Raw genomic sequence first — 14,622 nt, forward strand, 5'->3', positions numbered from 1 at the left:
AGCTTCAAACCCCAACTGGCGATTTGCGGTATTCGGAAGGGGTCTGTTTGGTGTGTTGCTTAAAAAACGTCGTGAAGTAGGCGGGTGAGCTAAAACCGGTTTCACCGGCGATTTCCGACATCGCTTTGTTGGTCTCCACCAGCAATACCTTGGCTTTTTTCAGGCGGATTTCGGTAAAATACTCATTGACATTTTTATCGAGCATGGCCTGTACTTTCCGGTAGAGCTGAACGCGCGAAACGCCCATTTCGCGGCTCAGTTGCTCGACACCAAACGACGGATCAGCCAGATTCTGCTCGATGAGGGCGGTGAGTTCGTTCAGGAACTTTTTCTCCTGGCGGTTTTCGGTTTTCGTCAGGTAATCACCCATATACCGTTTCTGCCATTTTTCCCGGTTGTTCAACGCCGTCCGGATCGTTTCGAGCAAATACGTAATCAGAAACGGTTTGGCGATGTAGGCATCGGCTCCGGCGCGGGTGCCTTCGATGCGGTTTTCCATCTGGCCCTTGGCCGTGAGCAGAATAACCGGGATGGTCGAGGTTCGGAAGTCACTCTTGATGCGCTGGGTCAGTTGCAAACCGTCCATGCCCGGCAGCATAACATCGCTGATAATTAGGTCGGGTACGGTTTCCAGAACGGTCTCCCAGCCTTTTTCGGCGGTTGTTTCGGCCACAACCTCAAATTCTTCACTGAGCCGGGTGGTCAGGTACTGCCGCAATTCGTCGTGGTCTTCGATGAGCACCAGTGTACCGGTTTTTCGGGTAACCGGGGCTACAGGGGTGGCGGGCGTCAGCGTTCCTTCGTCGTCGTCCAGCAACAGGGGCAGCGTGCGGGTACCGGGGATTTCTTCCTGTTGGGTCGGGTCCAGATGCGCATTGCCCAGCGGCAGCAGAATGGTGAAAGTTGTACCCTGGTCTTTCTCCGAGCGGACGTCTATTTCGCCGTAATGCAGGTGAACAAATTCCCGCGAAAGGGCCAGCCCGACGCCGTTGCCGAGGTTAAAGTGTTTGGGAGCCGTATAGAACAAATCAAAGGCGTGGGCCTGTTCTTCGGCGTTCATGCCCGCCCCGTTGTCCTGCACCTGAATCCGCGCCCGGTTGTCGCACAGATCGACCCGAACGTGAATGAGCCCGCCTTTCGAGGTGTATTTGAACGCATTTGACAGCAGATTGAACAGCACTTTATCCAGTTTTTCGCGGTCGAACCACACCATGAGCATCGATTGCGCGGGAATGAATTGCAGGTCGATGTGGTTTTTCTCGGCTTTTCGGCGAAAATCGCTCACAATGTCCCGGATAAACGCCACCAGATCCTGTTCGCCGGCCTGCAAAAGCAGTTTGCCGGCGTCGGTTTTTCGCAAATCCAGCATCTGATCAACCAGCCGCAACAGGCGGTACGCGTTTTTTCGAATGAGCGATAAATTCGCCTTGAGTTCGTAGGGGTTGACGGTTTTCTTCGCCAGCAGGTCTTCGGCCGGGGTCAGAATCAGGTTGAGGGGCGTGTTGAACTCGTGGGAGATGTACGAATAAAACCGCAGTTTTTCCTCCGTTGCCAGCCGGGCCTGGGCCGATACGGCTTCGATGCGATCTTTCTGTTCGCTGATTTCAACGTTTTGTTTGGCCAGAATCTGGTAAGCGGCCTGTTTTTGCCGGACGAGATACAGAGCCCAGGCCCCGAGCAGAATGACCACGAACAAACTGGCCAGGGTGACATACAGCGTGTTGCGCTGGGTCAGATACGTCTGTTTTAATTCGTCGATTCGCTGGCTTTGCTTTTCAATATCCTGCTGCTGGCTGAGGAGTTTGTCGCTCTGGGCTTTGATGGCCCGCACGTTGGATGCGTCAATCTGGATCGAATTCAGGGTCGTTTCGCGCCGAACGGCTTTGCCAGCCAACACCTGCACGGCGGTTTCGATGGCTTCCTCCCCGCCGGTTGGATACAGAAACGACGCTTTCAGGAGTCCGTCGGTCACGAGTTGCATGCCGCCTTGTGGACCAGGCAGGGCATCGATTCCGACAAACTCAAGCTGATTCGTCAGGCCGTGTTGTTTGCAGACTTCGTAGACGCCAAGGGCCATGACGTCGTTGTGGGCGAAAACCAGGTCGGCTTTTTGAAGGGCTGCGAGGTTGGCCTCAGCCCGGTGGCGGGCGGTGTCGCGTTCCCATTCGCCGTCCAGTTCGGCCACCACGCGGATTCCGGGAAACCGGGCGAGTTGTTGCTGCAAACCCCGGTGTCGTTCCTGAGCGGGCGACGAACCGGCCAACCCTTTTACCTCGATCACGGCGCCTTTTCCCTTGAGGTGATTGCCGATGAACGCACCAGCCAGCCGCCCAATTTCGAAATTGTCGCCCCCGATGTAGGCATTGTAGGATTCCGAATCGATCCGCCGGTCGAGGACAATAACCGGGATGCCTTGCTTAAAAACGGCATCGACGGCTTTGGTAATGGGCGCGGTTTCGTTGGGCGAGATAATTAGTAAATCGATTCCCCGGCTGGTAAGTGATTGAATTTGAGCGATTTGTTTCTCGGTGCTGTTGCCCGCATCTTCATACAACAGGGTGTAATCGGGATGAAACGACAGTGCCCGTTTCATGTCACTGAGCATGGTTTGCCGCCACTGATCGGCGCCGGTGCATTGCGAAAAGCCAATGGTAAATTTCTTGTCCTGCGGTTTTGAACAGGAACTCCCCAAAAAGAAGATGAAAAGAAAAAAGAGACTATATTTCATCTTTTTCTGTCATTAATGCTATTTGTCCAGCCTAATCAAAAGTAGGGGTATTCTGTGTGAAATCAAACTCTGCGTCGGCCCGGTTTTCAGGGACTTTTGGGCACTGACAGATTCGTTCTATTCGGAAAAAAATCCGTAGAAGCGGCTAAAAAGGTAACTAAGCTTTTCTTTTGAAGGCAATGCGGGAGATAATGAACTTATTTGCCGGGAAGCGAATTAAAAATATAGTACCTTGCCAGCCAGAAAGCCGCTTCCCTGCCAGATCCCAGATCTTCTCCCATCGAAAAAGCCTCCGGATAGACGGGAAAGCCGTATACTGGCTGATCAAACTCATTTTCCACTAAAACAACCACCACATTATGGGTAGAACTCAAGAGACGTTTAATAAAAAGGAAAAAGAAAAGAACCGGCAAAAGAAGAATAAGGAAAAGGCGGAAAAGAAGGAAGAACGGAAAGCCAATTCGGATAAAGGAAAAGGTCTGGACGAAATGATGGCGTACGTCGATGAAAACGGTAATATCTCGTCGTCGCCCCCGGATCTTCGGAAGAAGAAAACTATCAATACGGAAGATATACAGATTGGGGTTTCCAGACAAGAACCGGGTGTCCCACAGGAAGTTATCAGAAAAGGTACGGTTACGTTCTTTAACGAATCGAAAGGCTACGGTTTTATCAAGGATCAGGAAACGCAGGATAGTGTTTTTGTACACATCAGCGGTTTGGTCGACGCGGTGAAAGACGGCGATAAAGTAACGTTTGAAGTGGAAATGACCGCCAAAGGTCCCAACGCCCGTGATGTCAAGAAATCCGTTTGAGACGGTTTTTAGAGCAGTACGTTGAAAATCTTCGTTTAGCAGAAACCCGGCCTGAGTGTCGGGTTTTGTTTTTGGTGGTGGTTCCATCACGGTGTTAATGGCAATGTCGGTGTCGTGCCGGTGCCATGGCATAGCCATAGGGCGATGCCCTATGCTAATGATGATGCCCCGTTGGGGCGCGATGCAGCGAACAATTCCACATCCCGCCCTGAAAGGGCATCATCACTAGCACGGGGCAACGCCCTGTGGCATCATCCGCACCATCGCCCCGAACATGGGATCATCCGCACCATCGCCCCGAACATGGGATCATCCGCACCATCGTTCCGAACATGGCATCATCCGCACCATCGTCCCGAACATGGGATCATCCCGAAACATGGGATCGTCCCGAAACATGGGATCATCCCAAACATGGGATCGTCTCGAACATGGCATCGATATGGCATTATAATAGGTTTGTGGCAGGTGATGAACAATCGCCCTAAACTCGATTTGGGTTCAGGGCATTACTTTTTGCAGGGCTTATCGTCTAATGATTTAATCGTGCAAACCATTAAATCAGGTACACCATGCCACAATCCTTAACCCAGGTGTATGTTCACCTGGTCTTCAGCACCAAATACCGTGCGCCGATCATCGGCGATGAAGTGAAAGACGAATTGTATGCCTATCTCGGCGGTATTTGCAGGCAACTGGAATGCAATCCCGTAAAAATTGGCGGCTACTACGACCATGTGCATATTCTGTGCGTTTTGTCGAAGAAGATCGCCCTCATGAAGTTGCTGGAAGAGGTGAAGAAAAGCTCGTCCAAATGGATGAAGACGAAAGGCCACACCTACCGGAATTTTTATTGGCAGGACGGGTATGGCGCGTTCTCGGTGAATCCGTCGCAGGTCGATGCCGTAGTGCGGTATATCAGCAATCAATACCAGCAGCACAGCAGCACTACGTTTCAGGACGAATGCCGGGGCATCTTTCAAAAATACGGTATGGCGTATGATGAGCGGTATGTGTGGGATTGATTACGCGCCTTTTTCCGCCAGTTCTTTTACTTTGTTCAGGGCCGTTGGCCAGGTGTTCAGAAAGTAAGCTTTGTCCTGTTCCGTAACGTCCAGATCAACCGTCAGTTCGGTTTGTCCATCGACAGTTTTGAGGGTATAATTTTCGTGGGCGCCCGCCCATAATCTGGTGGCTTCACTGTCGTAGTCTTCAACCCCGTTTTTGATAACACCCAGGTGTTTGAACGACATCAATTCGTTGGGCCGGTTGGCGGCAATCGAAGAAATCATTCCTTCGTGTTCTCCGCCCAGAAAGAGTACTTTACTGCCTTCTTTCCAATCCGTCTCTACCCGCGAATCTTGACTGAAAACCGCCGTCCATACCGGATAGGTCGCATCGTTCCAGAGGATATTCCACACGGTTTCCCGCGAGGCATCGATCAAAATGGTATATTCCAGCTTTTCCATGGTGTTGAATAGGGGTTTGGTATAGAACAAAGGTGACGGTTTTTTTTCGGAATCAGGAGGGGTGAAAACGACAAGTTGAGGGGTTAATTCCGACCGGTTGGCCGACTGAAAATTAAGAAGAGAGGCCATTGCAACGAATCGGTTCGAGCCATTCGGAGGTTTTGGAAAGGCTGAAAAAAGACCCATTGGAACCCTTTATCTTTTGGTATAAGTGCTTTGGGGTGGCTTTCATGCATTAATTACAAAGTAGTTTTCAGGTGTTTCATTTTTTTGCGTGCTTTGCGACATAGTATCTGCAGAGTATACTATGTCGCAAAACGTAACCTGCCCGCCGATTCATGAACTACCCCCATCCCTCCATTGAAGCCTTGCTGCAAACCTTCAAACCCGTCATTGGCGCAGATTATGACAGATACCGCAACCACGTCTATCGGGTTTTTCTGAATTGCCTTTTGCTGGATCGAGACCAAACCAACGAAGAAAAATACGCCTTGGCCGTTGTATTTCACGACATCGGCATCTGGACCAATCACACCATTGATTATTTAGACCCTTCCGTGGCACAGGCTCGGCAATACCTGACTGAAACCGGGAAACCAGAGTGGATCGAAGAAATTACGCTGATGATTTACTGGCACCACAAAATCAGTCCGTATCGCGGTAACTGCGAGAAAACCGTCGAAAACTTCCGGAAAGCGGATTGGATCGATGTGTCGCTGGGTCTGTTGACGTTCGGGGCCGACCAGCACCAGATCCGGAAAAACCGGGAGCGGCTACCCAACCGGGGTTTTCACTGGTTTCTCACCAAAGAATTAGCGAAGAATTTCTTTGGCCATCCGCTGAATCCGCTGCCCATGTTTACAAAATAAGCAGTCTCATCGGCAGCAACGACCGGTTTTAAGCCGTAGCAATCCCGAATTCCCGCAAAGCGCGGGGAAAGTTTTTTCCTTCGTGACCCGACCGGCAGAGCTTGATCAGCGCAAACCGCTGGAGCACATCCAGCCGAATCCACTGCCGGAGGGTCAGGGGCGCACAGTTGAATTCCAGGGCTTTTTCCTGGACTTCACCGGGAACCTCGCCCAGAATATCCCAGGTTGCCTCCACCGGCGGCAGTTCGCTGACGGTTTTCTGGCAACGCTCGGCCACCCGCTGAATCAGATACTGGCGGTAGTGTTCGATTTCCGATTCGGTATAACACGGCCGGATCGCCAGTTCGCGTTTTTCATCGACCCGCAGTTTCACCCATTCCGGGAGTTTCAGCTTGATCCCGCACGTGTCGAGTTTGTAGCGGACAATCATCGGAATGCAGCGAAACGTGTCGACAAAGTCGTTCTCAAAAGCAAAATACACGGGATCAACAGCCTGTGGTTTCATCGGAAAGTCGGGTTTTGGTTGATTACTTCGAGCTGAATTTCCTGGAACTCGGTTTTGGGGGCATCGCAGGTGGAACAGGTGTAGTCGTTGGGTAACTGGCTGAATGACAAGCCCGCCGGAATTCCGCGCCGTTCGTCACCGTACTGCGGATCATATACCGTAAAGCAATGCGGACACTGGTACAATCGATTGACCGCAACGGGAGCCGGTTCGGGATTTTCCGTTTCCAAACGGACGGATTTGCCCGTTTCGAGCGAACGGCGGTTGCTGAATTTCCGACACAACCGGTCGATCTGGTAAGGCAAAAACGGTTTTAACAATCCTTTCTCAAACCGGAAATAGGTTCGGCTGTTCGGGTTGAAGTTTTCGGTATAATACAGATCATACACACTGAAAAGCGCCAGTTGACCGATCCAGAGCAGGGGGCGTTTGCGTACCAGCACGGAGCCGAATACTTCGGATTTTGGGCGGGTTTGTACGCCAAAACACAGCCCGAACGTCCGCATATCGTATTTTTCGAAATACCGGATGACGTAGTTTTTCAGTTGCAGACCGTCGTCGCTGTGGTCTTCCGTTTGCCACGCCAGTTCGTTGGCGGCATGGCGCACGTTGATGTTGTGTTTGGCCAGCACATACGACCACGCACCCCGGTCTTTCTCTTCAATCCCTTTAATAATCAGTGATTTCCAAGGTGTTACGCATATCTCTCCGATGCGGGTTTTGAGGCATAATGCACAAAGATCCAGCAGAAAATCGACGGGAAACTGCTCATCCCGGCGGTACAATCCGAGCCACGACCGCTCGCCGTAGCGGTTGAACCCTTCGTAATACGGCAACGAAAACTCCGGCAGTTCGACCTCCTGCGTCGCCGGTTGGGTGATAAAGCTCGCCCGACCCGTGACGGTTTTATGCAGCATCTCCGCATCCCGGTAGTCCGATTCGCCGTCCAGCAGCGCCGTTTCAACGGCTTTGGCCAGGCGACCCAGATCGTTGGTATAGACGAGTTCCGGCCAGCGAAAAACCGTGTTGCTTTGCTTCGGGCGGACGTACAGATACCAGAAATGGGGTTCGGGGGAAGCAATAAAATTGAGATTTCCCGTAAAAAAGGGCGTAAAACTCTGGTTGGAATCCGACAGGTTTATTTTCAATCGGGGCTGCTCGTCAAACTGATCCAGAACCGTGTGATATTCACCCTCCCGCAACCACGCGCCCGTCCGAAACACGTCTTCCCCGCAATACGAACTAATGATGTTGGGATACTGATCGGTATTGATTTCGTAGGGAATCGGGTGCTTTTTCAGCTCTTTTTCCAACGCACGCAGGTCTTCGTAATGCACCGTCATGAGCAACTGCTGCCGGGCACCAAAACGAACGCTCCGAACGTTGGCACTCCGGGTCAGCGATAGCACATTCTGCAACGTCCCCGGCGAACTGATCCCGGCGGGAAGGTTGACTTTCAAGGTGTAATAATCTCTCATTTTGATGATGAACGACGAGTAATTGAGTGAATTAGTGATTGAGCGATTGAGTGAAAAATACCGCGTGAGCCACTCAATCACTCAATCACTAATTCACTCATTTTTTCCAGTATACTTCGCACTTCCGGGCGACACGAACCACAGCCGGTTCCGGCGCCGGTTTTCTGGCACAACTGCTGGAGGTCGGTGCAACCCGCCTGAATGGCGCGCTCCAGATTGCCCTGGCCGACGCTGTTGCAGGAACACACCAGTTTGCCCTCCATCGGATCGACGGCCTTGCTGGCCCGCAGCAGTTGCAGGCGTTTTTCCGACAATTCCGTTCCCTTGGCAATCAGGTCGCGGAACTCCGCAAATTCGTTCTTGTCGCCAATCAAAATGGCCCCCACGAGCTTGTCGCCCTGAACGATGCATTTTTTATAATACTGTTTCGACTTGTCGATGAAAACGATTTCTTCGTAACTGGAATCATTCGGTGGCGTTTCGGCCATTCCGATGCTGCACAAATGCAGTCCTTCCATTTTGAGAATACTGATCGAAACACTGCCCCGGTACGGTTTGGAAACATCCCCGGCGATGAAACCGGCGGCTATTTCGGCCTGCTGTTCGGCGGCCAGCGTAATGCCCCACATCTGACCATTCCACTGCGCCAGTTCGCCCGCGGCAAAAATGTTCGGGTCCGACGTTTGCAGGTAATCATTCACCACCACGCCCCGGTTGCAGTCGAGTCCGGCTTCCCGTGCCAGTTCGATGTTCGGCTCCGTACCGATGGCGATCACCACGACCTGACACGGTATTTTATGGCCTGATTTTAACTGAATGCCTTCCACTTTGGTGGTTCCGGCAAACGTCTGGACTTCTTCGTTGAAAAACACATCGATGCCGCGTTCTTTCAGTTCCAGATACAACAACTCACTCGCCAGCGGATCGATCTGGCGTTCCATAAACCGCCCCGCCCGCTGGATCACCGTCACCCGTACGTTAATCTGACGCAGCGAAGCCGCCAGTTCCAGACCCAATAAACCGCCCCCTACAATGGCCGTGTGCGGTTCGGCCCCGTCTTCCGGTTGCTTCAGGAAAGGCAGCAGCGAATCGGCATCGAGCCGTGACCGCATGTTGAAAATTCCCGGTAATGGCGGAACGCCCCGGGGCATAAACGCCCGGCTTCCCGTACCGAGCAGCAGTTTGTCGTAGGTGTGTTCCACGCCGTTGCTGTCGATCAGCACTTTGGCTTTCCGGTCGATGTGGACGATGCTAACACCCTTGTGAACCATGATGTTGGCATCCCCAAACTGATCCTCGCGCAACTTGACAAGTTGCTCCCACGACTGCGCCCCGCTGATGTAATCGGGCAGCAAAACCCGGTTGTAAAATGGGTAAATTTCTTTGGAAAAGACGTGAATCTCGTCGTCAGCATTCAAGGCCCGGTAGGCATTGATAAAACCCAAACCCGCCGACCCGGCGCCGATAATGACGATTTTTTCAACCGGTTTTCGGTAGGGGACCACCTCAACTGCCGAAAACTTGAAATCCGGTTCTTTCGAACGGGGATCGATGAGGGCATTCGTCAGGTTGTTGGCGCGGTTCAAATTGCTTTTCACCGAACCACCGGTCGGCATTTTGCCCCAGTGCATGGGCAGAAAACACAAACCGGGCCGCACATCCTCGGTGAGCTGGACCTTGACGCGCACCTCGCCCCGCCGACCCCGTACTTCGACCAACTGACCATCCTGAATGCCCCGCGCTTTTGCATCGTCGGGATGGATTTGCAGGAAGGGTTGCGGACTGTGCTGATTGAGTTTGGCCACCCGACCGGTTTTGGTCATCGTATGCCACTGATCGCGGATGCGCCCCGTGGTCAGCACCAGCGGAAAGTCCTCATCCGTGGGTTCTGACGCGTTTTCATCGGGAACCGCATGAATCTGTGCGCGACCATTGGCGGTATAAAACCGGTGATCGGTAAAGAGTCGTTTGGTGCCGGGGGTCGGTTTCCGGTTTTCAGTATACGGTTTTTGGTCAGCAGGCACGTCCGTCGATTTCTCGGATTCGCCCCTAAATCCCCCAAAGGGGACTTCTGCATCTGGTTTGGCTGCGTCCAAGTCCCCTTTAGGGGATTTAGGGGCATTCTCCGCCGAAAACGGCCACTGAATCGTCCGGTATTTTTTCAGCAGTTCATAACTCACGCCCGTTACATCAATGTTTGTTCCGGCCGTGAGTTGGGTGTATTCGTTATAGACTTCCGAGCAGTTCGCGTAAGTAAACGATTCGCCAAAACCCATTTTCTGCGCAAACCGCCAGAGAATTTCCGAATCCGGTAAGGCTTCGCCGGGGGCGTCGATGACTTTGGGCAGGTACGCAATTCGCCGTTCGGCGTTGGTCATCGTTCCGTCTTTTTCGAGCCAGGCGGCTGCGGGCAGCACGATATCGGCAAAACCAACGGTATCCGCGCGGTTCGAAACATCCTGCACGACGACAAAACGAGCCTTTTTCAAGGCCAGTTCAGCCGCATTGACATCCGGCATGCTCACCAGCGGATTTGTATTGATGATCCAGATGGCTTTCAGTTTATCGTCGGCCAGCGCTTCGAACATTTCCGTAGCGGTCAGGCCGGGTTTGGGCGCAATCTTGACCGGACTCTTCCAGAAGGCTTCCACCTCGGCGCGGTGGGCTGCGTTCAACACGTCGCGGTGGGCGGGGAGGCTATTGGCCAGACCACCGGTTTCGCGGCCACCCATCGCATTGGGTTGTCCCGTCAGCGAAAAAGGCCCGTTACCCGGTTTGCCAATCCGCCCCGTAATCAGGTGTAAATTGATGAGTGACAGGTTTTTATTGACGCCAATCACCGACTGGTTCAGGCCCATCGTCCAGAGCGACAGAAAGCCTTTGGAGCGGCCAATCCAGTCGGCCGCCTGCCGAATGCCTTCGGGCGAAATACCGCACAGGTCGGCAGCTTCCTCAATCGTACGCTGCATCACCTGATCGCGATAGGCCGCAAAACCGTCGGCGTGGTGGGTGATAAAGTCGATGTCGATGTCGCCGTTCTCGATCAGTACCCGACCCATCGCGTTGTTGAGCACAATGTCGGTGCCGGGGCGAAGGGGCAAATGCAGATCCGATGAGCGGGCGGTATCGGTTTTTCGGGGATCGACGCAAATGATTTTGACGTGTGGATTGGCCGCTTTGTGGGCTTCGATCCGTCGCCAGAGAATAGGGTGACACCAGGCCGGATTAGCACCCTGCACCAGAAAAACGTCGGCTTCCTCGATGTCGTCGTAGCAAACCGGCACGGAATCTTCCCCGAGCGACAGTTTGTAGCCCACCACCGCCGAACTCATGCACAGGCGGGAATTGGTATCGATGTTGTTGGAGCCAATAAAGCCTTTGATCAGCTTGTTGACCAGGTAATATTCTTCCGTCAGACACTGGCCCGACACATAAAACGCCACCGAATCCGGCCCGTATTTTTGAATGAAGGTCTTGAAAACCGCAGCCGTGCGTTCCAGCGCAGCATCCCAGCTCACCCGTTGCAGCGGCATCGACCGGTTGAGTCGCATCTGCGGATACAGCAACCGATCCGACTGATCCATTACCGTATAATGCAGATTCATCCCTTTCGAACACAGCATGCCGCGATTGGAGGGATGGTTTTTATCCCCTTCAACCGTCAGCCGTCCGTTCTGCTCCTGTTTGACCACGATTCCACAGCCAACACCACAGTAGCAACAGGTAGTTTGATGAGTCATAACTAAAATAGTTATGAGTTATGAGTTAAGAATGTAAGAGTTTGGCTGACGCATTTAACTTTTAATTCTTAACTCATAACTCTTAATTCTTAATTCCTAAGCGGTTTGCAATTCAGTTTCGGCGGTTTTTACGACGGCGGTTTTGCCGAAGTTGACGAGGAACAGCAGGAGTCCGGTCGCTGCAACAATTCCACCGATGTAGAGGAAGGCCTGTCCGTAGCTGATGGATTGCGATTTGAACAGGAAGCCCATCAGCATACCGCCAATGTTACCACCGGCACCGACCACCCCCGAAATGACCCCAACGGCTTTTGGATTGACAAATGGCACGATGGCGTAGGTGCTGCCATTGGCCATTTTCAGGAACAGCGCAAAGGTGATCATGGAAATAATGGCCATCGACAGGCTACCCGACTGTGCGAAGAGCGCAATGCCGACGCCTTCCATCAGCAGCAAACCGGCCAGTAACAGCCCTTTGCCGCGCATACCGTATTGGTTTCCGACTTTGTCGGCGACGATTCCGCCGAGGGCGCGGGCAAAAATGTTCATGAACCCGAACAGCATGGCCCAGAAACCGGCTTCGGTTTCTTTCATGTCGAAATTGTCGAAAAAGTAGAGCGACGCCACACCGTCGAAGGTGATTTCCATCCCGAAGCAGCAGGCATACGCCAGCGACAAAGCCCAGACGCGGATATCGGCGCAGGCTTTCCAGAAGCTTATTTTCTCGCCTTTTACCGTCGTACGCTGAATCTCGTCGTAGTTGCCGTTTGGCGTGTCTTTCGTGTAGCGGAAATAAACAAACGCCATGATGAGCATCAGGACGCCCGGAAAAATCATCGCCAGCCGCCAGGCTTCAGGCTTGGTGTAGCCAAAACCGATAATCGTGGCCATAATCACAGGCATGGCGAGTTGCGTGATGCCTCCGCCCAGGTTCCCCCAGCCACCGGCCACGGCATTGGCCGTTCCCTTGATTTTCGGGGCAAACATGACCGACGTGTGAAACTGCGTGATGACAAACGAGGCACCAATGACGCCAATCGCCAGACGGAACAGCAAAAATGTGGTGTAGTCATGGGCCAGGCCGACGAACATGACCGGAAAGGCACCCAGCACGAGCAAGGCCGTGTAGGTTTTACGCGGTCCCCAGGTGTCGCACAACTTTCCGACGACCAGCCGGGCAAAGATGGTGGCCGACACGGCGGCAATGATCGTGTTGCCCACTTCAGGCTTCGTCAGTCCCAGATCGGCGCGGATGGCGGGCATTAGCGGGGCCAGACCGAACCAGCCGAAAAAGCAGACAAAAAATGTCATCCAGGTGATGTGAAAGGTCTTCATCTGAATGCCTGAGAAACTGAATACGGGCAGCGTTTCGAGCGGCTTATTTGCGTGTGCGTTCATGATTTTTCGGTTTATGATTAGAGGAAAGTGGGGCGGATGTTGATCATCAAATACGCCCAGGTTCCCAGTTTATCCTTCTGATTCATGGTGTTTTGCTTGGTATATTCCAGCGAATTCGTGCCGCGCATCAGGGCGTATCCAGCTTCCAGGCTCGTGAATTTGTTCAGGCTGTAAGTGGCCGTAAAGTCGAACTCCATGCCCAGTTTCGAATCGAGTGTTGCGCCGGATGCCGCATCGGGCATTTTGTTAAACGTGGTTGCCGCCAGAGCGAAATAATGCACGTCGAGGCCCGTCGTCAGGCGTTTTCCGGCGTATTTGAACTTCAGAAACGCATCTTTCAAACCGCCGGCCGGTGCGCCCGTGCCCACGTAGAAATAATCCATGTAGCCCCAGTGTTTGTGCGGTGTGCCATAGAGCGGATCGAAACGACCGGTTTCTCCCGGTTTTGCCGTTGCAGCATTGGTGCCGGAAAGAACTTCATACCCGGGACTCACACTCAGCAAACCTTTCTGGAACGTGACGTTGGCACCGTAGTGATAGGCGTTCCGGATGCGCAAACCGTCGCGGTCTTTGCCACTTTGCAAATACCCGAAAGCCTGCCACAAAATCTGACCGGTTTTTACGGCCGAAACCGTGGCCTGTCCCGTCAACATCGCTCCGTAGGTCAGCCGGGAATGAACGCCCGGAACGTCATAACGCCGGCCATATACGTAGCCCGTTGAAGCACTGCCCAGCGAGTCGATCCGGTATTTCGAGAAATCGTCTTTAAAGACCAGCGCCGAGAATTTGGTCCCGTTAAATTTCCGCGTCAAATACGCCATTTGAAACGCCTTGAACTGCTGATTCTGGCCGTTGGTACTGACCGCATTGGCCACCACCGGCGCCCCGCCTTTTCCGACGGTGGGCAAAAAACCGCCCGGAATCGCCAGCGAAACGTTTTTGTTGGAAAGTGCCGACGCTGGTGCATTGGCGGGTGTGTAGTAGGTGCCGGTGTTGCCGAACGCATCGGAATTCTGATTAAAGCCGACGCCCAGATCCAGCGCCCAGCCGTGGTGTTGGGCTTTCAGGATGGCCGCATCGAATCGGCGGGCCTGCTGGAGCCAGTCGAGATTGCCCAGCAAGCGGACGTCGTCATACACCAGTTCCTGACGTCCGATTTTCAGGGATAACCTGTCGATGGGCTTGAATTTCAGCGTGCTATCGGCGGCATTGATGAGCGTCAGATCGGCCCAGGCTTCGTGGATCATCAGCCGGTTTCCGTCGGTGCTGTTGATACTGGAAGCGTCCTGGCCCCAGACCCGCACGTCCTGCACGGAAACGTTAAAAAGCACGCGATCCCATTTGTAACCGAACGTCAGCCGGGTGCGTTGCGACGTAAAAGCGGCCGCCCGGCTGTTTTTGGGTGCCAGATTGCCGAAACCGTCGCGCAGTTCCGTACGGGTACGAAGCTGGCCGGTCAGCGAAACCTGCGCCCGGACTTGTGTGTGAAAAAGAGTCAGCAGAAGGCATAGAAGCCCTAACCGCATGAAGTAGAGTTTCATGGCATACGTGGGTTGAAAGAAAAGAAGCGGCCGGTGCAAAAAGTAAGCAGGATACCCGAAGCGGGTAAGAGAAAGGCAA

10 protein-coding genes are annotated in these 14,622 nt (G+C 53.1%); 3 read left to right on the forward strand and 7 right to left on the reverse strand.

What is annotated here, in order from left to right:
* Positions 1–4: 4 nt before the first annotated feature.
* A complete protein-coding gene (locus ACS5NO_RS02610) occupies positions 5–2,728 on the reverse strand; it encodes a substrate-binding domain-containing protein (RefSeq protein ID WP_439413695.1) in 2,724 nt (907 codons plus the stop codon).
* 359 nt (positions 2,729–3,087) lie between these two features.
* Between ACS5NO_RS02610 and ACS5NO_RS02615 the strand changes: the two genes are divergently transcribed.
* The gene (locus ACS5NO_RS02615; RefSeq protein ID WP_439413696.1) at positions 3,088–3,543 is read left to right on the forward strand and encodes a cold-shock protein; all 456 of its coding nucleotides are present in this window, start codon (positions 3,088–3,090) and stop codon (positions 3,541–3,543) included.
* A gap of 572 nt (positions 3,544–4,115) precedes the next feature.
* Positions 4,116–4,568 (forward strand): IS200/IS605 family transposase, encoded by a 453-nt coding sequence (gene tnpA, locus ACS5NO_RS02620; protein ID WP_439413697.1) that lies wholly within the window; start codon positions 4,116–4,118, stop codon positions 4,566–4,568.
* Here the strand turns inward: tnpA and ACS5NO_RS02625 are convergent, their stop codons facing one another.
* Entirely contained in the window at positions 4,569–5,012 is a 444-nt protein-coding gene (locus ACS5NO_RS02625; RefSeq protein WP_439413698.1) for an SRPBCC domain-containing protein, read from the reverse strand. It lies immediately after the preceding gene.
* A gap of 338 nt (positions 5,013–5,350) precedes the next feature.
* On the opposite strand from ACS5NO_RS02625, the gene ACS5NO_RS02630 reads away from it, so the two are divergent.
* The gene (locus ACS5NO_RS02630; protein WP_439413699.1) at positions 5,351–5,881 is read left to right on the forward strand and encodes a hypothetical protein; all 531 of its coding nucleotides are present in this window, start codon (positions 5,351–5,353) and stop codon (positions 5,879–5,881) included.
* A 28-nt stretch (positions 5,882–5,909) separates the two neighbouring features.
* On the opposite strand, the gene ACS5NO_RS02635 is transcribed toward ACS5NO_RS02630, so the two are convergent.
* The 5 genes from ACS5NO_RS02635 to ACS5NO_RS02655 form a co-directional block, all read right to left on the reverse strand.
* A complete protein-coding gene (locus tag ACS5NO_RS02635; RefSeq protein WP_439413700.1) occupies positions 5,910–6,386 on the reverse strand; it encodes a nitrate reductase associated protein in 477 nt (158 codons plus the stop codon).
* The gene (locus ACS5NO_RS02640) at positions 6,383–7,864 is read right to left on the reverse strand and encodes a rubredoxin (protein WP_439413701.1); all 1,482 of its coding nucleotides are present in this window, start codon (positions 7,862–7,864) and stop codon (positions 6,383–6,385) included. Before ACS5NO_RS02640 ends, ACS5NO_RS02635 begins: the two co-directional genes overlap by 4 nt.
* 77 nt (positions 7,865–7,941) lie before the next feature.
* Positions 7,942–11,604, reverse strand: a complete 3,663-nt coding sequence (locus ACS5NO_RS02645; RefSeq protein WP_439413702.1) for a molybdopterin-dependent oxidoreductase — start codon at positions 11,602–11,604, stop codon at positions 7,942–7,944.
* Between the two features lie 96 nt (positions 11,605–11,700).
* On the reverse strand, positions 11,701–13,002 hold the full coding sequence (locus ACS5NO_RS02650) for a NarK family nitrate/nitrite MFS transporter (RefSeq protein WP_439413703.1): 1,302 nt from the start codon (positions 13,000–13,002) through the stop codon (positions 11,701–11,703).
* Between the two features lie 17 nt (positions 13,003–13,019).
* Positions 13,020–14,528 (reverse strand): alginate export family protein, encoded by a 1,509-nt coding sequence (locus ACS5NO_RS02655; protein WP_439413973.1) that lies wholly within the window; start codon positions 14,526–14,528, stop codon positions 13,020–13,022.
* Positions 14,529–14,622 lie beyond the last annotated feature (94 nt).

It is taken from the genome of Larkinella fluvii, assembly GCF_051857545.1.
Classification (GTDB): Bacteria; Bacteroidota; Bacteroidia; order Cytophagales; family Spirosomataceae; genus Larkinella.

What these genes read in the sequence shown, in the direction of transcription:
- ACS5NO_RS02610 (WP_439413695.1), bottom strand. Translation starts at nt 2,728, where the DNA reads ATGAAATATAGTCTCTTTTTTCTTTTCATCTTCTTTTTGGGGAGTTCC.
- ACS5NO_RS02615 (WP_439413696.1), top strand. Translation starts at nt 3,088, where the DNA reads ATGGGTAGAACTCAAGAGACGTTTAATAAAAAGGAAAAAGAAAAGAAC.
- tnpA (WP_439413697.1), top strand. Translation starts at nt 4,116, where the DNA reads ATGCCACAATCCTTAACCCAGGTGTATGTTCACCTGGTCTTCAGCACC.
- ACS5NO_RS02625 (WP_439413698.1), bottom strand. Translation starts at nt 5,012, where the DNA reads ATGGAAAAGCTGGAATATACCATTTTGATCGATGCCTCGCGGGAAACC.
- ACS5NO_RS02630 (WP_439413699.1), top strand. Translation starts at nt 5,351, where the DNA reads ATGAACTACCCCCATCCCTCCATTGAAGCCTTGCTGCAAACCTTCAAA.
- ACS5NO_RS02635 (WP_439413700.1), bottom strand. Translation starts at nt 6,386, where the DNA reads ATGAAACCACAGGCTGTTGATCCCGTGTATTTTGCTTTTGAGAACGAC.
- ACS5NO_RS02640 (WP_439413701.1), bottom strand. Translation starts at nt 7,864, where the DNA reads ATGAGAGATTATTACACCTTGAAAGTCAACCTTCCCGCCGGGATCAGT.
- ACS5NO_RS02645 (WP_439413702.1), bottom strand. Translation starts at nt 11,604, where the DNA reads ATGACTCATCAAACTACCTGTTGCTACTGTGGTGTTGGCTGTGGAATC.
- ACS5NO_RS02650 (WP_439413703.1), bottom strand. Translation starts at nt 13,002, where the DNA reads ATGAACGCACACGCAAATAAGCCGCTCGAAACGCTGCCCGTATTCAGT.
- ACS5NO_RS02655 (WP_439413973.1), bottom strand. Translation starts at nt 14,528, where the DNA reads ATGCGGTTAGGGCTTCTATGCCTTCTGCTGACTCTTTTTCACACACAA.